Genomic DNA, 24,436 nt, shown 5'->3' on the forward strand with positions numbered 1-24,436 from the left:
TCATCACGTGTTAACGGTAGAAAATACAAAATGCGAGTGCGGTCATCAGAACGCGGTTGGCACCGTGCTGTGCGAGTATTGCGGCAAGCCATTGCTGAAAGACTTGCAGCAATCCGATACGCCGCTGGAGATGCGTTACGACGGAGTCGCCCGCAGATCCCAGAAGAGCAATCAGACAGTGATCGACAAGATATGGAGCTTCTTCTCCTCGGTCAAGATCGCGATCTACTTAATCGTCATTACGTTCTTGACGGCTATGCTGGGTACGATCTATCCGCAGGCGAGCACGTTCATTAATAATTTCGATCCGTCTACCTATTATGAGAATACATATGGTTTGCCGGGCAAGATCTACTATATGCTGGGCTTGTCCCACACGTACGAGAGCTGGTGGTTTATCGGCTTGCTCGTTATGATTGGAACTTCGCTGGTTATTTGCAGCTTGGATCGGGTGCTGCCGCTGTACCGCGCGCTGAGCAAGCAGCAGATACGCAAGCATCACCAATTCATATTGCGTCAGAAGACGGTATATACCGCCGAAATTCAGGGAGACCCGAAGGAATGGGTGGCTACGTACGGAGCGCAGCTGAAGCGCAGAGGCTACAAGGTTCATCAAGAGGAAGGCCAAGGGACTGCACTGCTGGCGGAGAAAAACAGATTCAGCCGCTGGGGTCCTTACATCAATCATATAGGCTTGATTCTGTTCTTGCTTGCGATTCTCGCCCGAAGCATTCCCGGTTGGCAGATGGATACATATGTAAGCGTACCCGACGGCGATACGGTTAAGATTGCGGGAACGAATTACTATATCAAGAGCGAAAAGTTCATCGTCGAGTTCTACAAGGACGAAGAGCTTCCGGAGCAGCTTCAAGGAAAGGCACGGGCCAAAAACTATGAGACGCAAGCCGTCTTGTACGCTTGTGTGAGCGATTGCAATGATCCGCTCAAGGAGCCGGTGCTGGAGGAAGTCAAGCGTCATAACATCATTGTGAATGAACCGCTCGTTTATGACGGCCTTAAGCTCTACCAGTTTGACTTTGACTTGACACCGAGATTGAATGCGGTGAATCCGATTCTGGAGGACAAGCAGACAGGAGAGAAGTACGGCCCGTTCTATCTCCCTATGAAGGATTCGGCGCTGCAGCATAAGCTGGGTCCGTATACGCTTGACTTGTACGCCAACTATATGGAGTTTGCGCTTAATAGCGAAGGCAAGCCGACGACGCTCTCGCGGGAGCCGAATGCGCCTGCATTCGTCTTTACGGTTAAGGGGCCGGGACTTAAGCCAGAAGGGGAACCTTATATTTACTTCCCGATGCAGAAGGATAAGGTGAAATTCGCGCAGGATACGATTAACCGCGAGATCGCCGATAAGATCGAAATTCGGGTAGACGGCATGGAAAACGTAGACTTCTCCGAAGCGACAACCCATTTGAACGTACGTGTGGACAAGGCTTTGCCATATCTATGGGTGGGTGCGGTATTCTCCATGCTAGGGTTAATTATGGGATCGTATTGGCAGCATCGCCGGATATGGCTTCGCATCGATAACGGGAAGCTGGCGCTTGGCGCTCATACGAACAAAAACTGGTTTGGCATGCGTTCGGACGTGGCCCATGCCTTGAAGAAGGTCGGCATTGAAGTTGATCCGAAGACGCTAGATAACGGAGGGAAAAACGCGTGAGTTTATTGGACTTTAGCAGTGATGCGTTTATGGTTGCCTTTTTTCTATATTGCTTTGCTTTCCTGTTCTATGTCATCGCCATAGCGGGCAAGAAGTGGAGCAACCGCGATCCCAAGGCGCATGAGAAGCGCTGGGGGAGAATCGCATTTATCGTGTCGACCGCGGGTTTGGTCGCTCAATTGACCTTCTTCTTTACTCGCTGGATCGGAAGTAAGCAGATTCCAACTAGCAACATGTATGAGTTTATGACGTTCCTCGGTATGGCGATCATGATCGCCTACACGATCGTATATGCGATGTATCGCAAGCCGCTGCTCGGCATGTTTGCGATTCCGCTTACGATTATTATTATCGCTTATGCATCTGTATTCCCGCAGGAGGTTCAGCCGCTCATTCCGGCACTGAATTCCGTATGGCTCAAGGTTCACGTGACGACGGCAGCGCTGGGTGAAGCATTCTTTGCCGTCGGCTTTGCCGCCGGTCTGATGTACCTGCTCCGCGTCGTCAACTTCACAGACAAGACGAAGGAAGCGAGACGCGCGCAATTTTGGATCGAATTCACCCTGTATTCAATTATTGTTATTGTCGGCTTTATCGTAGCTGTCTTCGGATTCCGCTTTGCGGGCTATGAAGCATCGTTTACGGAAGAGAAGGTGTTAATCGACAATAAAGGGCAAGAATCCACGATAGTGGATACGGTCCATTATTATTTGCCGCCGATTGTGCAGCCGTATAACAGCCAAATCGTCGAGGTGCAATCGTTCCTCGGCATGGACAAGCCGCTGTTCGAGGCGCCGTATTGGATGAACGGCGTCAATGCAGGCCGCAAGCTCAACACGGTCGTATGGTCAATTATCGCGGGCACACTGCTGTATGGCGTGTTGAGACTGCTCTTCCGCAAGCGTCTGGGTGCGGTTATCCATCCCGTTATGGAAGGCATCGATCCGGATGACCTGGACGAAATCAGCTACCGGGCCATTGCGATTGGCTTCCCGATCTTTACGCTTGGCGGACTCATATTTGCGATGATCTGGGCGGAGATCGCCTGGGGCAGATTCTGGGGATGGGATCCGAAGGAAGTATGGGCGCTTATTACGTGGTTGTTCTACAGCGCGTACCTTCATTTCCGATTGTCGAGAGGCTGGCAGGGTCTGCGATCCTCGTGGCTAGCGGTAATTGGCTTCGTGATCGTGTTGTTCACTCTCATAGGAGTTAACCTCATTATTGCAGGCTTGCATTCTTATTCCGGTGTATAATGGTGCTAATGAAAGGAGTTGCTTGACATGTCCGACTACGGAAATCGCATATTGGTCGTAGACGACGAGGAGCGTATCCGCCGTCTTCTGAAAATGTATTTGGAGAAAGAAGGCTATGTCATTGATGAAGCCGAGGATGGAGAGACAGCCCTAAGGCTGGCTTCCAATACCGACTATGCGCTAATCTTGCTGGATGTCATGCTGCCGGGTATTGACGGCGTCGAAGTATGCTCCCGTCTGCGTCAAGTGAAAGCGACGCCTGTCATTATGCTGACCGCAAAGGGAGAAGAGATGAATCGCGTTCAAGGCTTCGAGGTCGGCGCTGACGATTATGTCGTCAAGCCGTTCAGCCCGCGCGAGGTTATCTACCGGGTGAAGGCGATACTTAGACGCTCGTCCGCGACCGCTTTCCTGACGAAGGAGCTGAATACAAGCAACAACATTGTATTCCCTCATCTGGTTATAGAGCATGATGCGCACCGCGTCACAGCTGGCGGTCACGAGGTCAGCCTGACGCCCAAAGAATATGAGCTGCTGCATTATCTCGCGGTATCGCCGGATAAAGTGTTTTCGCGCGAAGAGCTGCTGAAGGATGTATGGAATTACGAATTCTTCGGCGATCTGCGTACAGTTGATACGCATGTTAAGAGACTTCGCGAGAAGTTGAACAAAGTGTCCTCGGAAGCGGCGGCTATGATTACGACCGTATGGGGCGTAGGCTATAAGCTAGAGGTACCGAAATAAATGAAGCTCTGGGATCGATTGGCGCGTTTGCTGTGGCATAGCGTCGTGGGCAAGCTGTGGGCGACCATCATGTTGTTGGTCGCCGTTGTTCTTCTTATCCTCGGCGTTTTTTTGCTGCAGTACATCGATATATGGTTTGACGAGAATTCGTCGCATGATATTAAAGTGCTGTTTATTATTACGGCAATCATCGGTTTTTTGCTTTCTACGTTTTTTGCTTTTTTCCTCTCGGCCAAAATCCAGCAACCGCTGCTTCAATTGAAGAATGCTGCTGATTCCGTATCGCAAGGCGATTACAGTACGCGCGTGCATATCAGCTCCTCCGACGAAATCGGTCAGTTGGCAAATACGTTCAATAACATGACGGAGCAGCTCGACAAGCTGATTCATGCGCTTAACCATGAGAAGAATCATCTATCGAGCATTCTGCGAAGTATGGGGGATTCCGTCATTACCTTCGATTCGGAAGGGCAGGTCATCTTGACCAACCCGAGCGGCCAACTGCTCATTAACGGCTGGTCGTCGCTGGAGTTGGCGTGGGAACAAGAGCCGGTGGAGGATGTACCGTCATTTCCCGGCGTTCCGATGCCGCTGAGACAATTGTTTCAGCATGTCATGAAGGATGGCAAGGATTTGACCGAGAAGGTTCATGTCCATAGCAGTGTATGGTCTGTCGTGATGGCTCCTTTGCAGTCGGGCAACGTGATCCGCGGAGCGGTAGCCGTCATCCGGAACGTGACGGAGGAGCATAAACTCGATAAGTTGAGACGCGACTTTGTGGCAAATATCTCGCATGAGATTCGGACGCCGCTTTCCATGCTTCAGGGCTACAGCGAAGCGCTACTGGATGATATTGTCGCTTCTCCGGAAGAGCGCAAGGAGCTTGTACAGGTCATCTATGACGAGTCGCTGCGAATGGGCAGGCTGGTTAATGACTTCCTCGATATTGCCCGGATGGAAGCCGGCCATGTCGAGATGAATTTCCAAGAGATTGATCTGGGTATGGTGATACGCAGGGTGCATCGCAAGTTCCAGGTATATGCCAAGGAACGTGAAGTAGCCCTGCATGTCAAAGCGCCTCATGATAAGCCGCTGACTTTGCGGCAGGCGGATGAGGACAGGCTGGAGCAGGTACTGACGAATTTGATGGATAATGCGCTGCGCCATACACCGGCAGGCAAGTCGATTACGATTGGCGCGGAGCACTTAAGCGTAAACGGCGAGCCGTATATCCAGCTTAAAATCAGCGATGAAGGTGTTGGCATACCGCCAGAGGATGTTCCGTATATATTCGAGAGGTTCTACAAGGCGGATAAGGCGAGGAAGCGTACGGGCGGTACAGGTCTTGGTCTTGCCATCGTAAAAAATATGATCGACCTTCATCATGGCAAAATTCATGTGGATAGCACTGCCGCTACAGGCACGACATTTACACTTCTCCTTCCTGTCGAAGGGAAAGAGTAATTGTCACGGATGAGAGAAGGCTGTCTCTATAAGCGGAAAATAAGAAAAAGCGTTCCATCGCTGGAACGCTTTTTTTGTTGAAGGATACCGATTAATCTTGTTGTTCGTGAAACAATTAGGGCAGGATGATTTCTTTCGCCGTATTAAGCTCTGGCATGCTTGTCAGCTGCAGCAGCACTTCCTTCGGCGTTCCTTTGTCGACACGCAGAACCATGATGGCCGATCCGCCTTCAAGCTGGCGGCCAACCTGCATCGTAGCGATGTTGACATCGTTGTTGCCAAGCAATGTACCCACGCGGCCGATAATGCCTGGTTTGTCATTGTGCGAGATCAGGACCAGATTGCCTTCCGGTGTTACATCAACCGGATACTTGTCAATCTGAACGATACGAGGGCCGTAGCCAGTAAGCAAGGTGCCCGCTACAACATGCTCTTCCTTCTTGGTACGAAGAGCTACTGTAACCAGGTTAGTGAAGTCTTTGGATGCATGCGACTTCTGAATCACAATGTTCACATCGCGAATCTTCGCCAGGTGCATGGAATTGACCACGTTGACTTGCTCTTCACCAAGATGGTGGGACAAGACGCCGCGGACGATGTAACGCGTAAGCGGCTGCGTGTCGACTTCGGCAAGCTCGCCGGAGTAGCTGACAACGATTTCTTGCACAGCGCCTTCGGTCGATTGGGCAATGAAGCTGCCGAGCTTCTCGCCAAGCGTGAAGTAAGGCTGCAGCTTGCTCTGAAGAGTAGCCGGAATCGGCGGCATGTTCACGGCGTTCATGAACGGCTCGTTGCGCAGAATATGAAGAACCTGCTCCGATACATCGATTGCTACATTCTCTTGAGCTTCAATCGTAGATGCGCCAAGATGCGGCGTTACGATAATTTTTGGATGCTTCAGGAAAGGGTGATCCTCCGTTGGAGGCTCAACTTCGAATACGTCGAATGCCGCGCCAGCAACAATGCCTTGATCAATGGCATCTACAAGAGCAATTTCATCAATAATACCGCCGCGTGCGCAGTTGACGATTCGCATACCCGGCTTCATTACCGCAAATTGCGCTTTGCCGATCATATGGCGAGTCTCTGGCGTAAGCGGTGTATGGACGGTCATAAAGTCAGCAGAACGGACGATATCGTCTACGCTGGCCAGCTTAATGCCGAGTTTTTCGGCACGCTCTTCGGTCATGAACGGGTCATAACCCATAATCGTCATGCCGAACGCTTTGGCGCGCTTGGCTACTTCGCTGCCGATACGTCCCATGCCCAAAACGCCAAGCGTTTTGTTGCGAAGCTCGACGCCGAGGAAGGACTTGCGGTCCCAAGTGCCGCTGACTGTTTTCATGTATGCTTGCGGAATATGCCGCGCAACAGCCATCATCATGGCGAATGTGTGCTCACAAGTTGTAATCGTGTTGCCGTCCGGCGCATTAATGACGATGATGCCGCGCTCTGTAGCGGCTCCCAAATCGATGTTGTCGACACCGACACCAGCTCGTCCTACGACCTTCAGCTTTTTGCCGGCCTCCATAATTCTGGCAGTCACTCGTGTCTGGCTTCTAACAAGCAACGCATCGTAATCGCCAATGATTGCTACTAATTCGTCTTCTGTTAAACCAGGATTTTTGTCGACAATTATGTCAGTCGCTTCGACAAGCTGTTGGATCCCAAGATCACTGATAGGATCGGATACTAGCACTTTGTACATGTAAAACAGGCCTCCTAGAATTGGCGTCGCACGAGGCTGCGCCTATAATTATGAACAGAAAAACCCCCGGGCCCGCACCGCTCAAGAGCATCGGGTCGAGAGTTCAGTCTACGAACGAGTTGGACTTTACTATTTTATAGCATTAGCGCGGTCAATTGCAATGCTGAAACTTGCTCATTTGTGAAATTTTCGTTATGATTCAAGCACAACAGGAGGGTATCCTGTCATTCCGAGTAGAAGAATGGCAGTTGCGGCAGCGTCTCGGATTGATAGAATCTGGCTTTATTCGCGCTGAAATCCCCAGCGTCGACAGCTCTTGTGTTGAGCAGAATATCGACAATGCCGCCGACCGTATTCAGCTTCATCTTCGATGCTTGTCCAGACCGGATGAATTCATCGACGCGGCTCGTCAAATCTTGCGGCATAAAGCCGAACAGCTCGCCGCGCTCGCTCAAATGAGAGACGGCAACCCGATTTTTGACAATTAGCGAAAGCTTGTCCCATTGATCTACGCTCATGGGCGTTGCTGCTTTGTATGCAGCGGGAATGGCCGGGTCAACGGAGGCTGCCCATTTCTGCATGGCATCATAATAAGCCTGCTGTGCGGCCAGTGATTCACCAACTGCGGATTTATAGTTTTTGTCGCTTTTTATATGTTCCAGCAGCTTGGCGGGATCATTCGTCTTGTCGGCAGCGGCTTTGGCAGCTGTGTCTTTAAAGTATTTCAAGCTTCTGATATAAGCGACCTGGGCTTCTCCAAGCAGAGGGGACTTCTGCATATTGAAGGAGCTGGCTTCTTCCGCTTTCTGATCGGCCAGCTTTGCCAGATTCTTGAAGGCGGATCCGGCATCGAGATTGCCTCCGCGCAACAGCTTGTCCGAAACAGTCAGCCATTCTGCCTGAAATTCACGGTAAGGCGAAAATACGGTAAGATAGAAGGATACAAGTTCTTGCTGTTGATAAGGAGCTGTGTCTTCGCTTTTTTTGCCGGCTTCCGATTTGGCCGTATATTTGGCCTCTGCCTTCTCCGTGCCGATCTGTATGCCGTAGAAGAAAGCCCCTACTGCGAATACCAGCATAAAAACAAATCCAAGGCTAAATAACATGGCTGTGGTCGTTAATCGTTTTTCCATAATAAATCTCCTTCTATGTATCAATTATGTAATCACTTATGTAAGTATAACTATTACCCGAGAGTGAGGCGCGCAGCAATGAAAAAATTCGACATACGCAACATACGCGTGCGCAAGGTTAACATTGACGAGATTGATGACCGTATGCTACTTATTAATTTGTATGCCACACAGGCGCTTACTCTTATTATCGGTATCATATGGATTTTATTTCAGCGTCAAAATTTGCTGCAAGTTATGGCCATTCCGAAGCAATTGGAATTTCTCGTGTGGGGCGTCGGACTTGCCGCAGCGGTAATCGTCGTGGACCTGCTCATTTCACGCTGGGTACCGGAGGAAGCAGCCGATGACGGCGGAGTGAACGACCGTATCTTCCGCACCCGTCCCATCTGGCATATTGCGCTTATTTCCTTTGTTGTGGCCGTATGCGAGGAGCTGCTGTTCCGAGGCGCTATTCAGCATGCCATCGGTCCTTATTGGACAAGCATCGTATTCGCTGCCATCCATGTTCGGTATTTGCGTCACTGGATTCCAACCGGACTTGTATTCTCCATCAGCTATGGCCTTGGCTGGATCTATATTCAGAGCGGTACCTTATGGGCGCCAATTGTTGCGCATTTCGTCATCGATTTTGTAATGGGTATGATTATTCGATTCAGGAGGGAGCCATGAGCAGGAAACAAAGACATAGCCGTACATCAAGACCCCATCAACCAGAAAAGGCAGGTGACATGACGAATGCTGCGGCTTCGCAAGAAGGCGAGCCGCTGAAGCTTCCGCCCAGGCGAAAGAAGTTTCCTTCTAGTCTCCATAAAGTGAACAAATGGTATTATAATTTATTGTTTGTTCTATTTCTTTGTCTTGTCGCATTTCTGTTCTGGTACGGCAATAAATTCAGTTCGTAAGCTCGATCGTTGCCGGATCGATGAATGTATAGCCCTCGGCCTCAATCTTGCCGAGCAGCTCATCCAGCGCTTCGGCTGTCCACGGCAGCTCATGCATCAAAATGTTGGCGCCTGGATGAAGCTGGTCCATTACGTTGCGGATAACCACTTCCGGTTTGTCCCGCGCGGAGCTGTCCCAATCCAGCGAACCATTCGACCACGTCATGTACAGCATGTCGTGGTTTTTTGCAATTTCTTTGACGGAGTCCCCGCCAGAGCCGAACGGCGGACGGAAAAACTTCGGCGTTTCGCCCGTCAGTTCCTTTACCATGTTCTGCACGCTGGACAGCTGCTCTTCCACAACCGCCGTCTCTTCGTTCTTCAGATTAATATGGTCATAAGAATGATTGCCGATTGAGCCGCCCCGCTCATGGATTAGCTTGAGCAGCTCTGGATTGGCTTTTACCCGATAGCCGTTGACGAAAAAAATCGCTTTGGCCCCATGCTTGTCGAGCGTGTCGAATATGCTGTTAATCAAGGTCTCGTCTTTGGGACCGTCATCGAAGGTGAGAAGGACAGCTTTCTTGGGAGCCGTTTCGTCAATAGGCACGAAGCGATAGACATCATTCATCCGGTACAGGGTTTTCGCCTCGGCGAGCGGCTCAGGCGAAGGGGTTGCGGACGGCTCCGGCGACGGCGCGGTCGAAGCGCTGGCGGAGGGAGGAGTTGTTGTCTGTTCCGTCAGGGCTGGAGAAGAGTTGTTCCCGGAATCAGCGTTGCCGGCACAGCCGGCTAACACAGCAGCAAGCAGGCATAGAAGCGTCAATTGTTTTTTGATAGTCATGTTAGTCTCCTCCGGTAATGGCTCGATTCTTGTCGATTTGAATTTATTCTACCATATTTTAATATTGCACAGGCGTAGTGCTTCCTTATTTTATACAGAATGGAGGTTAGCGCATACGGCTACACTACAGGTGAAAACAGAGCATGAAAGAGGTGTTCAGCCTTATGAAATTAAGCGGATTGTTGTTTGGTGGGATTATTGGCGCAGCAGCGACCATGTATGTAGCAAAGAAGAAACCCGCAACTGTCGCATGGGCAGCGGGTGCAATGTCCGATATGTGCTCGGGTATCGTGCGCAAGTCCGTGGCGAAAATGGTGAATGCGGATTGGAAGAAGGAGGCAGCGGCCGGGCTTTCCCCAAAGCCTTCAGACGATACCGCAGGAAAATCCGCAGCCGCTTGGGAACAAATTGAAGCTATTGTAGAGACTGACCCTTCCCTGAAGCGCGAGGTCAATAAAATCAAAGCGGAATCGTCTGCCATGTCTCATTGACGTTCATTACTCGGTTGCAAGAGTCGATCAGGCGCCTATCCATTCTGGAATGCTGCTTGATCGATTCTTTTTTTCGCCCGAATTTAGTGCATTCGTTCGTAAGACATGATAAAGTAATTACATATCGGTATGAGTCCATTTTATTCACAAGATAGGGATTGATTCATACGCTATTACGACAGATGCTGCAAAGGAGGATCCTGTCATGAAAATCGAGCGACTCAGTCAGGACAGAATACGGATTTTCCTGACGTTCGACGACTTATTGGAACGTGGGATCCACAAGGATGATATGTGGCGCGAGCCGCCTAAGCTTCACGAGCTGTTTCTGGAGATGATGGAACAGGCCTATACGGAGCTTGGCTTCGACGCCAGCGGTCCGCTCGCAGTTGAAGTGCTGGCAATGCCGGCGCAAGGCATGGTTATTATTGTTACCCGAGGCAAATCCGGCGGGGCAGGGGATGAGCATTCGAGAGAAGACGATGATATGGAAGACGATATATATGATATGGAAGTGACGATGGAACAGACGGATATCGTGATGTATGCATTCCGCGATTTTGAGGATGTGATATCGGCCGCCAAGCAATTGCAATCGTCGAAGCTGACGGAGAGCGGAAGGCTGTACTCGTACAATGACAAGTGGATTCTTGTACTGGAACCTAGTGAGGTGGATGCGTCGAAGCATCAGGCTGTCATCGCATTGCTTGCGGAATATGGGGAGGCAACTTCCGTCGCGCATGCCATGCTGGAGGAATACGGCAAGGTCATCATGCCCGAGAATGCCATAAAGGAAATTTGCAATCATTTTCTTTTTTAAGGAAAGGAATCACCGATCAGGAACATCCGAGGGCTATGCCTGATGATGTTCTTTTTTCATCCTTGCTAACCAGAATAGGATAGGCGACCGGAATACTCTACGGGTACGGAGTTCATATTAGATGTAGATGAGTGAAGGGGATAGGATGGGTGACATGATGAATGATGTGCTGCAAGCTACTCAAATCGTAATTGAACAAGCGCTTAGAAGATTGGGCTACGGGGACGAAATGGTCGAATTGCTGAAGGAGCCGATGCGGCTGCTTACGGTACGGATTCCTGTACGAATGGACGATGGAACGACACGCGTATTCACGGGGTACCGTGCCCAGCATAATGATGCGGTCGGTCCTACCAAAGGCGGCGTCCGCTTCCATCCGGGCGTGACGGAGAAGGAAGTCAAGGCGCTGTCCATCTGGATGAGCCTCAAATGCGGGATTGCCGACCTGCCTTACGGAGGCGGCAAGGGCGGAATTATTTGCGATCCGCGCAAGATGTCCTTCAGGGAGCTGGAGCGGCTAAGCCGGGGCTACGTGCGAGCAATTAGCCAGCTAGTGGGGCCGACCAAGGATATTCCTGCGCCGGATGTGATGACGAACTCGCAGATCATGGCCTGGATGATGGATGAGTATAGCCGAATCAGGGAATTCGATTCACCCGGCTTTATTACGGGCAAGCCCATTGTGCTCGGCGGCTCCAAGGGGAGAGAGACTGCCACGGCACGCGGTGTCGTGATTATGATTCATGAAGCGCTGCGCATCAAGGGAATCGATATCAAAAATGCCAGAATCGTCATTCAAGGCTTCGGCAACGCCGGCAGCTATCTTGCCAAATTCATGCATGAGGCCGGCGCTCGCGTAATAGGTATTTCCGATGTGAACGGAGCGTTGTATAATGAAGAAGGGCTCGATATTCCGCATTTGCTTGATCGAAGGGATTCCTTCGGCAATGTGACGAATTTGTTCCCTAATACGATAGGCAATGAACAATTGCTTGAGCTTGAATGCGATGTACTCGTTCCGGCAGCGATTGAGAATCAGATTACGGAAGCCAATGCGGATCGAATCCGCGCTTCCATCATCGTGGAGGCCGCCAATGGCCCTACGACATTGGAAGCGACCCGTATGATTACAGATCGGGGCGTGCTGCTTATTCCGGACGTTCTCGCCAGCGCTGGCGGCGTTATTGTATCCTATTTCGAATGGGTGCAGAACAATCAAGGCTATTATTGGGACGAGGACGAAATTGATCATAAGCTCAGGCAGATGATGATACGCGGCTTCGAGAACGTATACGACATACATCTGACCCGCAAGATCGACATGCGTCTCGCAGCCTATATGGCGGGCGTCCGCAAGATGGCAGAAGCTGTCAGATTCCGCGGGTGGGTGTAGGAAAGCAGGTTATACATGCTTTTGTTTTCATTATTGACGGCAGCGATTGCTCCGGGCGTATCGCTGCTGACTTATTTATACTTGAGAGACCGCTATGACGCTGAGCCCATTCATATGGTGCTTCGCATGTTTGTGCTGGGCGTACTTGTTGTGGTGCCGATTATGGTGTTGCAGCGCGGTTTTCAGATTTGGCTCGGCGACGGACCGATCGCAGCTGCTTTTGTGCAATCAGCCTTCGTGGAAGAGTTTCTAAAATGGTTTGTTCTTTATCATGTCATTTATAATCATACCGAATTCGATGAGCCTTATGACGGTATCGTCTACGCGGCTTCAATCTCGCTGGGCTTTGCGACAATGGAGAATGTGCTGTACGCCATCTATACGCCGTCCTCCTTCGGCACACAGATTATGCGAGCGCTGCTGCCTGTATCCGGTCATGCATTGTTTGGCGTCATGATGGGGTACTATCTCGGTAAAGCCAAATTCGCAGTGAAGTCCAAGACGAAGCTGTTTTTGGTCATATCTTTGCTGCTCCCAATCATCCTGCACGGCTTTTATGACTGGATCATTATTGCGACGAAGCATGACTGGATGTGGTTCATCGTTCCGTTCATGGTGCTGCTGTGGATGTGGGGCCTGCACAAGATGAACCGTGCCAACGCGAGATCGCCATTCCGTTTCGGCAGCCAGCATGAGGATGAGGTTAAACTGTAGCGCTTCCGTCTATACTGGACCGTATATCGCGATTCAGGAGGTGCCTATGGAAGAGGCGCGCGTAAAGGTGACGATTCGCTGCAACCTATGCGGCGAGAAGTTCGTACTCAGGGGCAGACGGGACAAAGGTTCGATCGATACAGGCTTCAAGCAGTGCATTTGCAATAATAGCAACGATCTGGACATTGAAGAGCATTCCGTGTAGTCCCTGTACGCTTCACGCAAAAGAATACAGAATATGCATAAAGCTCCTTTCCGCAATCCAAACTAACACCAGGTTTGGCATTAGAAAGGAGCTTTTTGTATGTATCGTAGACTTAGCTCAATTATGTTCCCGATCGTTGCCCTGCTGCTGATCGGCTCTGTATATTGGGGCTACCAGGAGCATCAGGACAAAAATGCGATCCTAATCAAAGCGGAGAATCAATATCAACGGGCTTTTCACGACCTGACCTTCCATGTGGAGAAGCTGCATGACCAGCTCGGCAATACGCTTGCGGTCCACTCGGCCTCGACAGGCTCCCATCGCAAGGCGCTTGTGAATGTATGGCGGCTGACCAGCCAGGCTCAGAACGAGATTAGTCAATTGCCGCTCAGCTACTTGCCGTTTACGGAAGCGGAGGACTTCCTTTCCCACATATCCAACTTTGCTTACAAAACTTCAGTGCGGGATATGACGAAGCAGCCTCTGTCGGACGGCGAATTCAAGACGCTGCAGACCCTTTACGAAAAGTCTGATGAAATTTCAAAGGATTTGCAGCGAATGCAGCAGGATGTGCTGAAGAACAATTTGCGCTGGATGGATGTCGAGGTTGCGATTGCGTCGGATGCCAAAGCCGGCCATAACACGATTGTAGATGGCTTGCGATCGGTAGAAGGCAAGGTTGACGGTTATCCGGAAATGGATTGGGGTCCATCCGTAAGCAGCCTGTATCAGAAGCGCACAATCAAGATGCTAAGCGGCAACAAGGTAGGGCCTGAAGAAGTGCAGAAGAAGGCTGCGGAGCTGCTGGGCGGAACAGCGTCTGACATTACCGTCCAAGAGAACGGGAAGGGAACGGATTTCGAATCGTATACGGCGGTCGCATTCCCGGATGATCCGAACCGCAAAGTGCAGATGGACTTCACCTCGCACGGCGGACAAATTACGTCGCTGATGAAGACGAGAGAGCTTGGCGGCAATAAGATCAGCTTCGAGCAGGCGAAGGCGTCTGCCGACAAGTTCCTGGAGGAGCACGGCTTCAAGGATATGAGGGCTGTTACGTACGATATCTATCAGAATGCCGGAACCTTCACCTATGTCAGCTCCCAGAACGGCGTTCTCATATACCCAGACAAGCTTACTGTAAAGGTGGCGCTGGATAATGGCGAGACGGTGGGCTTGCAAGCTAGCGATTATGTGTATGAACATCGCAATCGCGAACTTCCAAGTCCCATTATGACGAAGGAAGAAGCCAGAAAAACGATTAATCCGGATCTTAAAGTGACGAAGGAGCAGCTGGCGCTTATCGATGGCGAAATGGGCGAGGAAGTGCTCTGCTATGAATACACAGGAAGCATTAACGGAACGATCTACCGGATCTATATCAATGCGGAAAACGGCGTAGAAGAGAAAGTTGAGAAGATGAGCAAAGAGGATCGCAAGGCTGCCGCTAACTCGTAATTAGCGTGAAAATTCCCGGCTAAACGAAGGAAAGTTCGATATAGCTCCCCTCCATTCGACATGCTATAATGTCTGGTATATGGGGGGGAGCTATTTTGTTGCCAACGGTTAATCAAATGCTGTATTACCACATCGCTTCTTCCGACGAGGCCGAAGCGGCGATCGAATACCGCTCCAGAATCGCCGACGAAGAAGAGGAAGCGTTACATATTGAGTACCCGCTGCATGAGCAGACGGGCAGAACGAAACGGCTGTTTCTAGGAGACGAGCTGTCGGTCTATTTTCTATCGCCGGACGGAGTCAAGCATTACTTCGATTCGCATGTCATCGGGTTCAAGGACGAAGCGATCAGGCTGGTCAAGATTGTGAAGCCGGATCCGGAGCGAATGACCAAAGTGCAGCGCCGAAGCTTTCTGCGCGTGCCGGCCGAGCTGGAGCTGGCGGTGAAGCTATCCGAGCATGAACGATTCGTTTGCCATACGGACGATGTGGGCGGCGGCGGCATTTCGTTCGTATGTGAGGGCAAGTGGGCGCTTCAATCTGGCGGACTATTGGACTGCTGGCTGCTTGTTCCCTACAAGAACGGATCGATCGAGCATGTATCGTTTCAGGCGGAGATCGTCCGGGTTAATATTCTGGATTCTGGCCGGAAGCAGTGCATGATCAAGTTCGTAAGCGTCAGCGATTCCGAACGCGGCAAAATCATCCGTTATTGCTTCGAAAAGCAGCTGGAGTACAGAAACCGGTAAATAATTGTAATTCAGATGCATAGCTTGGCAGAACGATCGGAATGCTATCCTCATAGAGGAGGGATTCCATGATTCGCTTTCTAAGGAAGCAGCGAAGCAGAGGCGACTGGATACGGCTGTCGGATCATCTAAGCAGCCTGTTGCTCAAGGCCATTTTTGCTTTATTGCTACTCCTTGCGATCTTTCAGCTTGCCATGCAGAATGACACCGTTAGAGGCATGCTGACAAGCACGGATCGGTGGGAAGGAACCCGCCTAAACTAGCGCTTGTCTTTTGCATCCGGGGCTATAGTGTGGTATAATTTTCACGTTCGCAGGCAATGCCTGCTTTTTCTTTGAAATGGCAGGAAGCATGTTTCATTGGGAAAGAGGCCGTCTTGATTTAAAGGGGGTTGACTGTACGTGGCGTTGCAAGATGGTGACAGCGGCCGAATCAATATTGCGATCGACGGGCCGGCAGGCGCCGGCAAGAGCACGGTCGCGAGAATGGTCGCCGGTCATTTGGGGTACGTGTACATCGATACAGGCGCGATGTACAGAGCTGTAACCTTGAGCGCGCAGCGCTTGTCGATTACGGCTGAGCAAGATGCAAGACTCACGGAGCTGCTGCGTGCGCTTCGAATCCGGCTTGAGCCGGGAGAGAAGGGACAATCGATCTTCGTTAATGACGAAGATGTCACGGGCTTGATCCGATCGAGAGAAGTAACCCGTCAAGTGTCCTACTTCGCCGCAAGCGGCGTCGTGCGAGAGGTGCTGGGCACCTTGCAGCGCGAATTGGCTGTTCAGAAGGGCGTCGTGATGGACGGGCGGGATATTGGCACGCATGTGCTGCCTGATGCGGAATTGAAGATTTTCTTGACAGCGTCAGTGAAAGAAAGAGCACTCCGTAGATTCAAAGAATTGCCTTCCGACCATGGGGGATCGCTCGAGCAGCTGGAAAGCGAAATTGCCGAGAGAGACCGATTGGACGAGCAGCGAGACATATCTCCGCTTATTCAAGCGAAAGACGCGATCGAACTGGACAGCAGCAGCATGTCTATCGATGAAGTTGTTGCGTCGATCGTAAAATTAAGCAGAACCAAATTGGCGGAGGCGAAGTAAACTATGTTATACGTCATATTTAGGTTTCTGCTGAGAGTGATCTACACGGTGCTGTTTCGCCTGGAGGCCAGAGGCCTGCATCATATCCCTGCCGAGGGGCCCGTTGTATTGGCATCCAATCATATTAGCAATCTGGATCCGCCTACAATTGGAGTCAAGGTGCCGCGCAAAGTATATTTCATGGCTAAGGAAGAGCTGTTCAAGGTCCCTGTACTCGGTCCGCTAATCCGTTCATTCGGCGCATTCCCGGTTAAGCGGGGCGGCGTTAGCAAGGATGCGATCAAGTCGGGCATTACACTGCTGAAGGAAGGCAATGTAATGGGCATTTTCCCGGAGGGTTCACGCAGCAATGCAGGAGCGGCTAAGAAAGGCGCAGCCATGATTGCCTTGCGAAGCGGTGCGACCATTGTGCCGGTAGCCATCGTTGGCGGCTACAAGCCTTTCAGAAAGACCAAGGTATGTTATGGCAAGCCTATTATTCTTACTGAAATTATCGATACATCTTCGCCAGACGCTCTGGATCAAGTGACCGAAGTGATGATGGGCCGCATTGCGGACCTGATCAAGGAAAATCAATAATATTGTTTTAAATGCCGCAAAGCGCATTGCCAAGCGGGTTTAAATAAAGTTGGGGTATGAACTGAGGAGGTTATTTCAATGTCAGAAGAAATCAATGTGCAAGAATCCGTCACGGAGGAAGTAAGCCAAGACGCGCTAGACAATTTCGTTTCTTTGAAGAAAGGCGACTCCGTAAAAGGTACTATCGTCAAAATCGAAGATAACCAAGCTTACGTAAGCCTTGGATATAAATATGACGGTGTCATTCCGATTCGCGAGCTGTCCCCTGTACAGCTTGAGAATGCAACGGATGCGGTTCAAGTCGGTCAAGAGGTTGAATTGAAAGTCGTCAGCATCGACGACAACAAAGAGAGCCTGGTTCTCTCCAAGCGCCTTGTAGACGGCGAAAAAGCATGGGAAGAGCTGCAAAGCCGCTTCGAGTCCGGTGAAGTATTCGAAGTTGTAGTAGCTGACGTGGTAAAAGGCGGCTTGGTCGCTGACGTTGGCGTACGCGGCTTCATTCCTGCGTCCATGGTTGAGCGTCATTTCGTTGAAGATTTCAGCGACTACAAAGGCCGTACGCTTCGCGTTAAGGTGAAAGAGCTTGACGTCGAGAACAAAAAAGTCATTCTGTCGGCAAAAGAAGTGCTTGACGCAGAATTCGAGCAAAACAAACAACAAGTAATGGCTTCTCTGGAAGTTGGCCAAGAGCTGGAAGGTACAGTTCAACGCCTGACGCCATTCGGCGCATTCGTAGATATCGGCGGCATCGACGGCCTGGTTCACGTATCCGAGCTTTCCTGGCAGCATGTTGCACATCCGAAGGATGTTGTAGCTGAAGGACAATCGGTACGCGTGAAAGTGCTGAAAGTTGATCCTGCTGCCGGCAAGATCAGCCTGAGCGTGAAAGCTGCTCAACCGGGTCCTTGGGACACGGCTGCCAGCCAATTCAATGTTGGCGACGTGGTAACAGGTACAGTTCGCCGCATCGTGACTTTTGGCGCGTTCATCGAGATCGCTCCTGGCGTTGAGGGACTGGTTCATATCTCTCAAATCGCTCACCGTCACATCGCTACTCCTCACGAAGTGCTGAACGAAGGGCAAGAAGTCCAAGCGAAAGTTCTGGACTTCAACTCTGCTGAGAAGCGTGTATCCTTGAGCATCAAGGAAACAGAAGAAGCACCTGAGCAGCCGGCACAGACTTCAAGACCGGAACGTGCGCCTCGCTCTCCGAAAATCGAAGAAATCAACAATCCGAACGTAAGCTTGAACAGCTCCAGCATGAGCTATTCGCTGGGCGAGCGCTTCGGCGACAAGCTTAGCAAATTGAAATAATAGATAGGCATAAAGGCTATTCCAGCGCCAGCGTCGCGGGAATAGCCTTTTTTTGTTGGCGCATAATAGGAAACATGAGGTGAATGCGAAATGATACCAGGTTATATTAGTGTATTGCTGCTTCTAATTGTTTCGATATTATGGGCTACAGGCTGGAAAGACGTTTTTGCACCGCGTATGCGTACAGGGTGGGCCGTTGCGGTTACGCTGGCTATCGCTCTGCTGTTGATGTTTCCTCTATGGTCTTCGCCGCTTCACAACAAGCCCGCTATTCAAATTCATGCTTCAGTATGGTTGCTGCTGACAGTCTGCGCCATTCTGTTATGGCGTTCCGTACAGGATGGTCAACGAGGCTACTTGATGTTATGCGCGCTCATGCTTGCGATCGTTTGGGGAAGCGCTAGAAGTCTATATTCCCATGAAACGATGTTTTACTGGATGGACCCGTTATGGGACATGCCTCTTCTGGCTGGTCTATTATGCGGTGCATTCACATCGGACAGCAGGCATCAGCTTGTGCTTGTGGCATGGGGAGCGGCGCTTGGCAGCTTCGTAGAGGTTTTGTTCCGAGGCGATGTTATTCAGACCAGGATCGGGTCCTGGGAATGGTGGGATAGCGTAGCGATTGCATGCTGTTCGGCCGTTGCGGTGACGGTGCTGTTGAGGGCCGGTCGTGCTATAGGTTCCAGAATCGGCGCGGCATGGCTGCACCTAAGGGGAGGGCGCTCATCATAATGCTTGCTTTGCTAAAGGAAAATCACCATCTTGTCGGTGTTTTGCTGGGCATCGTATTCGGAGTCATCGCCAGACTGCTGATGCTGAAAACGGACTATCGCCAATACCCAACTTATCCGCATGGACGAATCATTCACATCTCGCTGGGTGTTATCGCTGCTGCGCTGGGTGCCGTTGCCGTACCGGCATTGCTGGGCAAGGACTATACGGCTATCACTTTCCTGACGCTGGCGGCTCAGCAGTTCAGAGATGTCCGCAAGATGGAGAGGGAGACACTGACGAAGATCGATAGTCTGGAGCTTGTGAGTCGCGGTGCTACCTATATTGAAGGGATTGCGATGGTATTCGAAGGACGCAATTACTTGGTCATTATGTCTGCGCTGCTAACCAGTCTGTTCTCTATCGTGATAAACATATGGTTTGGCATCGCTGCGGGACTGCTGTCTTTGATTATTGTTTTTAAGTTGAAGTCGGGTCATAAAATTGCTCATATTGCCTCTGTCGAAATTGCAGAAGTTGTTGTCGACGGACCTGATTTATTTGTGTCGGATATCTACATTATGAATGTAGGTCTAAAGGCTAACCAGGATATCATCGCGAAGCGCGGTATCGGTTATATTCTGAAGCCAACCAATCCCAACAGCAAAGTAACGCTCAGCAATATCGGACAGCGTCAGGCGATACTATACGATCTTGCCACTATCCTGGGGGTTTATCGGGATGACGGAGAGCCGGCCCTTATTCCAATGGCCAAGCTGGATATGGATGACGGGCGGTTAGCCATCTTCATGCTGCCGCAGGAGAAGGACGAGGAGAAAGGCCGGGACATTATTCGGGCCGTGCAAATTTTGGAATCGGCGGTTCGAATGCCGACAGAAGCCAAGGTGAACGAAAAGGAGGCGGGGAAGGTTGGCTGATATTGTTGCCGTTGTGACCGTCCATCCTGATGAAGTGAGGGGAGGAGCGCCGATATTTATTGCGGCTGACGCTAAGAAATTGGAGGAAATAGCCTTCCTTTTGGAGAAAATATTGGATGCAAGCGCGCATGACCTGAAGAACGGTACGATCATTCTCGTCGATCATCAATAACATGAAAAGTTAGCCAAGCGCGTTCTTTTTTGCTATGATGAGTAACGTGAGAATTGTTGAAGGAGTGAAAAACCAATTATGGCAAGACCCGTAATCGCCATCGTCGGCCGTCCGAATGTGGGCAAATCCACCATATTCAATCGAGTAATCGGCGACCGACTGGCTATCGTTGAGGATAAACCGGGTGTGACCCGCGACCGTCTGTACGGCACAGGCGAATGGAACGGCAAGCCGTTCAGCATTATTGATACTGGCGGAATCGAGATCGACGGCGAAGATGAAATTATGAAGTCGGTCCGGATGCAAGCTGAGCTTGCCGTCGAAGAAGCCGATGTGATTATTTTTATGGTAGATGCGAAAATCGGATTGACGCACGCGGATGACGAAGTCGCGCAGATGCTGTTCCGTTCGCGTAAGCCGGTCGTTGTCGCCGTGAATAAAGTGGACAATGAAAACCGCATGGATGAAGTGTATGAATTTTACGGTCTTGGCTTCGGACAGCCGATCCCGATCTCAGGCTCTCACGGACTTGGCATTGGCGATTTGCTGGACGCAGCGACGGAGCTTCTTCCGGAGCTTGAAGATGACGGCTATGATGAAGATGTCATTCGGGTTGCGCTGATCGGACGTCCGAACGTCGGCAAGTCGTCGCTGGTTAATGCGCTGCTTGGCGAAGATCGGGTAATCGTAAGCAATGTGGCGGGTACGACGCGCGACGCGATCGATACGCCGTTCGAGCATGACGGACAACGCTATGTGCTGATCGATACGGCAGGCATGCGCAAGCGCGGCAAAGTATACGAGTCTACCGAGAAATACAGCGTTATGCGTGCGATGAAGGCCATTGAGCGCGCTGATGTCGTACTGGTTCTTATTAACGGTGAAGAAGGCATTATCGAGCAGGATAAGCATATTGCCGGCTACGCTCATGAAGCGGGAAAAGCTTCCGTCTTTGTCGTTAACAAATGGGATATCGTGGAGAAAGACGAAAAAACGATGCAGCTTTTTACGCAAAGTATCCGTGATCATTTCTTGTTTATGACCTATGCGCCGGTAGCGTATTTATCCGCATTAACCAAATCACGTCTGCATAAGCTGCTTCCTGTTGTGAATCATGTATCGGAGCAGCATGCAATGCGCATTCAGACGCATCTCTTGAACGATGTCGTGTCCGATGCGGTTGCCATTAATCCGCCGCCTTCAGACAAAGGCAAGCGCCTGCGCATTAACTATGTGACGCAAGTGGCAACCAAGCCGCCGACGATTGTTTGCTTCGTAAATGATCCGGATCTAATGCATTTCTCGTATGAGCGTTACCTGGAAAACAAAATTCGCGCTGCTTTCGATTTCGAAGGTACGCCACTTCGCATCTTCACGCGGCGCAAATCCGACGAGGACTAGGGGAGAAGCAGCTTGTTACTTAATATTGTCGCGGTTATTGTCAGTTATTTGATCGGAGCGGTATCATTCAGCATCTTTATTGCAAAATGGGTGAAAGGCATCGATATCCGACATCATGGAAGCGGCAATGCGGGAGCGACCAATACCCTTCGCGTGCTTGGGAAAGGCCCGGCGATTGCAGTATTCGTGCTGGATATTGCCAAGGGTATCTTCGCTGTCTATCTAGGCCATGCGCTTAGTGACAACGAATGGCTTCCTGTGCTATGCGGTTTGGCAGCCATTGCGGGCCACAATTGGCCAGTATGGTTCAAGTTCAAGGGGGGCAAGGGGATTTCGACGATGGTTGGCGTAGTCGCTACGCTATCTTTCCTGCCCGCACTATACGCAGGCTTGATTGCGATTCTCCTGATTGTGCTGACGAGATATGTTTCGCTAGGATCACTTGTATTCGCGGCTTTGATGCCCGTAAGCATCGCCCTGTTTAACTATTCGCTTCCTTTGCTGTGCGGCACGCTTGTTTTAGCGGTATTTGCATTTGTCAGACATCGCTCCAATATTGTTAAGCTGCTGCAGGGAACGGAGAACAAGCTAGGCGTTAAGAAAGGAGCGTAAGCGTGCATGAGTAGAAATGAGACATCCGAGGTTCGCCGCGCCGCCGTGCTAGTAGCAGGCAGCTGGGGGACCGCGCTTGCGTCTGTGTTGGCGGTCAACGGATTTCGGGTTTCCTTATGGACCCGGAACGAACAGCAAGCCATTGAAATCAATACGAAGCATCAAAACAGTAAATATCTTCCGGACAACGACCTTCCGGATAATATCATAGCGACCACTGATCTGGCTGAAGCGCTGTCGGGAGCGGAGCTAGCGCTCTTCGTTGCACCGTCGGGAGCCATGCGGCAGGTAGCGAAGGCAGCGGCTCCGCATCTGGAGCCTAACACTTTATGTGTACATGCGACAAAAGGCTTCGAAGAGCATACGTTGAAGCGTATGTCGACGGTTCTGGCAGAGGAATTAGACCGTCCGTCATCGTCGATTGTCGTCTTGTCCGGTCCCAGCCATGCGGAAGAAGTGATTCGCAAGCAGCCGACGACTGTCGTTGTTGCGTCTGAGTCGCTGGCAGCTGCCGAGCAAGCCCAGGACGCACTTATTAACGGCGCATTCCGCGTCTATACGAACAATGATGTCGTAGGGGTAGAGGTTGCCGGCGCGATCAAAAACATTATCGCTCTGGGGGCTGGCCTCAGTGACGGCCTTGGTTTTGGCGACAATGCCAAATCAGCGCTGCTCACCCGCGGATTGGCCGAAATTGGCCGGCTCGGAGCGGTAATGGGCGCCAATCCAATGACCTTTGCAGGCCTCGCAGGCGTTGGCGATCTTGTCGCGACGGGAACGAGCAAGCATAGCCGCAACTGGCGTGCGGGGTATATGCTCGCTGACGGAACACCGCTTGAGATCGTGCTGGAGAAGATGGTTATGGTGGTGGAAGGCGTACGCACGACACGAGCCGCTCACCAGCTTTCCAAGCAATTCGCAGTAGAGATGCCGATTACAACCCAGCTGTATGCCGTTCTCTTCGAAGGCAAGTCGCCGAAGGAAGCGGTCGAGAGCTTGATGGGCAGGCTGAAGACGCATGAGATTGAGCCAATAGGCTGAATCCAAGCGCCTACACCAATAACCTGCCCTCCTCATATGATGCTAGAAGCTGATATTTGAGGAGGGTGAAATAGGTTGTCTAAAGGAATTCCCAAAGATGTGCTAAGCGCAATCAACAAAAAAACCGGCAAAACCATAACCGAAAACGCGGTCAAAAAGCTGGCCAGCGGCGTGGATGCCGGAACCCTGCAAAATGAAGCGGAACTGCGTAAGCTGATTAAGCAGGTAGCGGACATGGCCAAAATCAAAGTGCCGGAATCTACCGTGAGCGATATTGTAAAAGCCATCAAGTCAAGCGGAGTAAGTCCGTCGAACTTGGAGTCACTGGTCAAGATGATGGCGAAGAGATAACGACATCGGACAAAAGCGTGCGAAGCTCCCGGGGATTTCCCTAACGTGAATCGCGAATACGCTTTTGTCCTTTTTTTTGCCTAATGCTATAATAGCCTGAGAACTAATAACGATACAGATGAGGAGACCGGAACCTGAATGGATGCAATGACGAAAATGTGGGTTTCTTTTCTCGGCATTGGACTAATGGCGATTGCAGCTTTTTTGATTACCTTTGCCCGAGTGAAGACCAAAGGCATCATAAAATTCGTATTATCTTTTGTCGCTTTCGTGCTATTAATCTTCGGATTTATTTACGGATTTTTCTCTATCCTGTAACCCATAGCTATACATACTTGAAATGAAGATCAAAGGAGTTATTCAAAGACCATGATTGAACTTAAGGGCAGAACAATAACCGCAACGGTGGAATCGGAAGCGGGTCTGACAATCTTGGACCATGCGATCAAACATAAGGTGGACTGGAGCTTCTCATGCACGCGAGGCACATGCGCGCGCTGCCGCTGCTTGGTATCCGAGGGCAAAGAGTTTTTGGAAGAGATTACAGACCAGGAATGGGATCGTCTGGAGCCGGAAGAGTTCGAGGAGGGCTTCCGCCTGGGCTGTCAGGCTGTTGTCAAGGAAGACGCCGGCCGCATTGTAGCTGCTAACAAGACGTATTTCTAAC

General features: G+C 50.8%; 29 protein-coding genes. 26 read left to right on the forward strand and 3 right to left on the reverse strand.

Annotation, left to right across the window (positions count from 1 at the left end):
• Positions 1–7: 7 nt before the first annotated feature.
• The 4 genes from resB to D3P07_RS07250 are packed head-to-tail and all read left to right on the forward strand — an operon-like array spanning position 8 to position 5,148.
• Entirely contained in the window at positions 8–1,684 is a 1,677-nt protein-coding gene (gene resB, locus D3P07_RS07235) for a cytochrome c biogenesis protein ResB (RefSeq protein ID WP_119799515.1), read from the forward strand.
• Positions 1,681–2,940 (forward strand): cytochrome c biogenesis protein CcsA, encoded by a 1,260-nt coding sequence (ccsA, locus tag D3P07_RS07240; RefSeq protein ID WP_119799516.1) that lies wholly within the window; start codon positions 1,681–1,683, stop codon positions 2,938–2,940. The genes resB and ccsA overlap by 4 nt, the downstream gene beginning before the upstream one ends.
• A gap of 27 nt (positions 2,941–2,967) precedes the next feature.
• Entirely contained in the window at positions 2,968–3,684 is a 717-nt protein-coding gene (locus tag D3P07_RS07245) for a response regulator transcription factor (protein WP_116044806.1), read from the forward strand.
• Positions 3,685–5,148: a HAMP domain-containing sensor histidine kinase gene (locus D3P07_RS07250; protein WP_119799517.1), complete on the forward strand. Its 1,464-nt coding sequence runs from the start codon at positions 3,685–3,687 to the stop codon at positions 5,146–5,148.
• 115 nt (positions 5,149–5,263) lie between these two features.
• Here D3P07_RS07250 and serA read toward each other — a convergent pair whose 3' ends face one another.
• Both serA and D3P07_RS07260 read right to left on the reverse strand, forming a co-directional pair.
• Complete coding sequence (gene serA, locus D3P07_RS07255; RefSeq protein WP_119799518.1) at positions 5,264–6,856, reverse strand: phosphoglycerate dehydrogenase; 1,593 nt, start codon at positions 6,854–6,856, stop codon at positions 5,264–5,266.
• Positions 6,857–7,080: 224 nt separating this feature from the next.
• A complete protein-coding gene (locus D3P07_RS07260; protein WP_119799519.1) occupies positions 7,081–7,989 on the reverse strand; it encodes a hypothetical protein in 909 nt (302 codons plus the stop codon).
• 78 nt (positions 7,990–8,067) lie between these two features.
• Between D3P07_RS07260 and D3P07_RS07265 the strand changes: the two genes are divergently transcribed.
• Both D3P07_RS07265 and D3P07_RS07270 read left to right on the forward strand, forming a co-directional pair.
• Positions 8,068–8,661, forward strand: a complete 594-nt coding sequence (locus D3P07_RS07265) for a CPBP family intramembrane glutamic endopeptidase (RefSeq protein WP_119799520.1) — start codon at positions 8,068–8,070, stop codon at positions 8,659–8,661.
• A complete protein-coding gene (locus D3P07_RS07270; protein ID WP_119799521.1) occupies positions 8,658–8,894 on the forward strand; it encodes a hypothetical protein in 237 nt (78 codons plus the stop codon). Before D3P07_RS07265 ends, D3P07_RS07270 begins: the two co-directional genes overlap by 4 nt.
• Here the strand turns inward: D3P07_RS07270 and D3P07_RS07275 are convergent.
• Positions 8,884–9,717 (reverse strand): polysaccharide deacetylase family protein, encoded by an 834-nt coding sequence (locus tag D3P07_RS07275; RefSeq protein ID WP_119799522.1) that lies wholly within the window; start codon positions 9,715–9,717, stop codon positions 8,884–8,886. The two genes, D3P07_RS07270 and D3P07_RS07275, sit on opposite strands and share 11 nt — an antisense overlap.
• 143 nt (positions 9,718–9,860) lie before the next feature.
• Between D3P07_RS07275 and D3P07_RS07280 the strand changes: the two genes are divergently transcribed.
• From D3P07_RS07280 to D3P07_RS07370, 20 genes are all read left to right on the forward strand, one after another.
• On the forward strand, positions 9,861–10,208 hold the full coding sequence (locus D3P07_RS07280) for a hypothetical protein (RefSeq protein WP_119799523.1): 348 nt from the start codon (positions 9,861–9,863) through the stop codon (positions 10,206–10,208).
• Between the two features lie 205 nt (positions 10,209–10,413).
• On the forward strand, positions 10,414–11,028 hold the full coding sequence (locus D3P07_RS07285; RefSeq protein ID WP_119799524.1) for a genetic competence negative regulator: 615 nt from the start codon (positions 10,414–10,416) through the stop codon (positions 11,026–11,028).
• Positions 11,029–11,182: 154 nt separating this feature from the next.
• Complete coding sequence (locus D3P07_RS07290; protein WP_397334550.1) at positions 11,183–12,421, forward strand: Glu/Leu/Phe/Val family dehydrogenase; 1,239 nt, start codon at positions 11,183–11,185, stop codon at positions 12,419–12,421.
• Between the two features lie 15 nt (positions 12,422–12,436).
• Positions 12,437–13,135 carry a glutamic-type intramembrane protease PrsW gene (gene prsW / locus D3P07_RS07295; RefSeq protein WP_119799526.1) on the forward strand — a complete coding sequence of 233 codons (699 nt, stop codon included), beginning with the start codon at positions 12,437–12,439 and terminating at the stop codon, positions 13,133–13,135.
• Positions 13,119–13,340 (forward strand): hypothetical protein, encoded by a 222-nt coding sequence (locus tag D3P07_RS26895; RefSeq protein ID WP_182914247.1) that lies wholly within the window; start codon positions 13,119–13,121, stop codon positions 13,338–13,340. The genes prsW and D3P07_RS26895 overlap by 17 nt, the downstream gene beginning before the upstream one ends.
• A 99-nt stretch (positions 13,341–13,439) precedes the next feature.
• The gene (gene ypeB, locus D3P07_RS07300) at positions 13,440–14,798 is read left to right on the forward strand and encodes a germination protein YpeB (RefSeq protein ID WP_119799527.1); all 1,359 of its coding nucleotides are present in this window, start codon (positions 13,440–13,442) and stop codon (positions 14,796–14,798) included.
• Between the two features lie 95 nt (positions 14,799–14,893).
• Entirely contained in the window at positions 14,894–15,547 is a 654-nt protein-coding gene (locus D3P07_RS07305) for a flagellar brake protein (RefSeq protein WP_182914213.1), read from the forward strand.
• Positions 15,548–15,615: 68 nt separating this feature from the next.
• Positions 15,616–15,810: a hypothetical protein gene (locus tag D3P07_RS07310; RefSeq protein ID WP_119799529.1), complete on the forward strand. Its 195-nt coding sequence runs from the start codon at positions 15,616–15,618 to the stop codon at positions 15,808–15,810.
• 132 nt (positions 15,811–15,942) lie between these two features.
• Positions 15,943–16,647, forward strand: a complete 705-nt coding sequence (gene cmk / locus D3P07_RS07315; protein ID WP_119799530.1) for a (d)CMP kinase — start codon at positions 15,943–15,945, stop codon at positions 16,645–16,647.
• Positions 16,648–16,650: 3 nt separating this feature from the next.
• On the forward strand, positions 16,651–17,226 hold the full coding sequence (locus D3P07_RS07320) for a lysophospholipid acyltransferase family protein (protein WP_119799531.1): 576 nt from the start codon (positions 16,651–16,653) through the stop codon (positions 17,224–17,226).
• Between the two features lie 78 nt (positions 17,227–17,304).
• Positions 17,305–18,540: a 30S ribosomal protein S1 gene (gene rpsA / locus D3P07_RS07325; protein WP_119799532.1), complete on the forward strand. Its 1,236-nt coding sequence runs from the start codon at positions 17,305–17,307 to the stop codon at positions 18,538–18,540.
• 90 nt (positions 18,541–18,630) lie between these two features.
• The gene (locus D3P07_RS07330) at positions 18,631–19,275 is read left to right on the forward strand and encodes a YphA family membrane protein (RefSeq protein ID WP_119799533.1); all 645 of its coding nucleotides are present in this window, start codon (positions 18,631–18,633) and stop codon (positions 19,273–19,275) included.
• Entirely contained in the window at positions 19,275–20,192 is a 918-nt protein-coding gene (locus D3P07_RS07335) for a YIEGIA family protein (RefSeq protein WP_119799534.1), read from the forward strand. Before D3P07_RS07330 ends, D3P07_RS07335 begins: the two co-directional genes overlap by 1 nt.
• Positions 20,185–20,364 carry a capping complex subunit for YIEGIA gene (locus D3P07_RS07340; protein WP_119799535.1) on the forward strand — a complete coding sequence of 60 codons (180 nt, stop codon included), beginning with the start codon at positions 20,185–20,187 and terminating at the stop codon, positions 20,362–20,364. The genes D3P07_RS07335 and D3P07_RS07340 overlap by 8 nt, the downstream gene beginning before the upstream one ends.
• A 78-nt stretch (positions 20,365–20,442) precedes the next feature.
• Entirely contained in the window at positions 20,443–21,765 is a 1,323-nt protein-coding gene (gene der, locus D3P07_RS07345) for a ribosome biogenesis GTPase Der (RefSeq protein WP_119799536.1), read from the forward strand.
• A gap of 12 nt (positions 21,766–21,777) precedes the next feature.
• Complete coding sequence (gene plsY, locus D3P07_RS07350) at positions 21,778–22,377, forward strand: glycerol-3-phosphate 1-O-acyltransferase PlsY (RefSeq protein ID WP_119799537.1); 600 nt, start codon at positions 21,778–21,780, stop codon at positions 22,375–22,377.
• A gap of 6 nt (positions 22,378–22,383) precedes the next feature.
• Positions 22,384–23,418, forward strand: a complete 1,035-nt coding sequence (locus D3P07_RS07355) for an NAD(P)H-dependent glycerol-3-phosphate dehydrogenase (RefSeq protein ID WP_119799538.1) — start codon at positions 22,384–22,386, stop codon at positions 23,416–23,418.
• Between the two features lie 75 nt (positions 23,419–23,493).
• On the forward strand, positions 23,494–23,769 hold the full coding sequence (locus D3P07_RS07360) for a stage VI sporulation protein F (protein WP_119799539.1): 276 nt from the start codon (positions 23,494–23,496) through the stop codon (positions 23,767–23,769).
• Positions 23,770–23,907: 138 nt separating this feature from the next.
• Positions 23,908–24,087 (forward strand): DUF2768 family protein, encoded by a 180-nt coding sequence (locus tag D3P07_RS07365; RefSeq protein ID WP_119799540.1) that lies wholly within the window; start codon positions 23,908–23,910, stop codon positions 24,085–24,087.
• A 51-nt stretch (positions 24,088–24,138) separates the two neighbouring features.
• Positions 24,139–24,435, forward strand: coding sequence for a 2Fe-2S iron-sulfur cluster-binding protein (locus D3P07_RS07370; protein WP_119799541.1), 297 nt, complete (start codon positions 24,139–24,141; stop codon positions 24,433–24,435).
• The last annotated feature ends 1 nt before the right edge of the window (position 24,436 follow it).

The sequence above is a fragment of the Paenibacillus sp. 1011MAR3C5 genome, from assembly GCF_003591485.1.
Taxonomy (GTDB): Bacteria; Bacillota; Bacilli; order Paenibacillales; family Paenibacillaceae; genus Pristimantibacillus.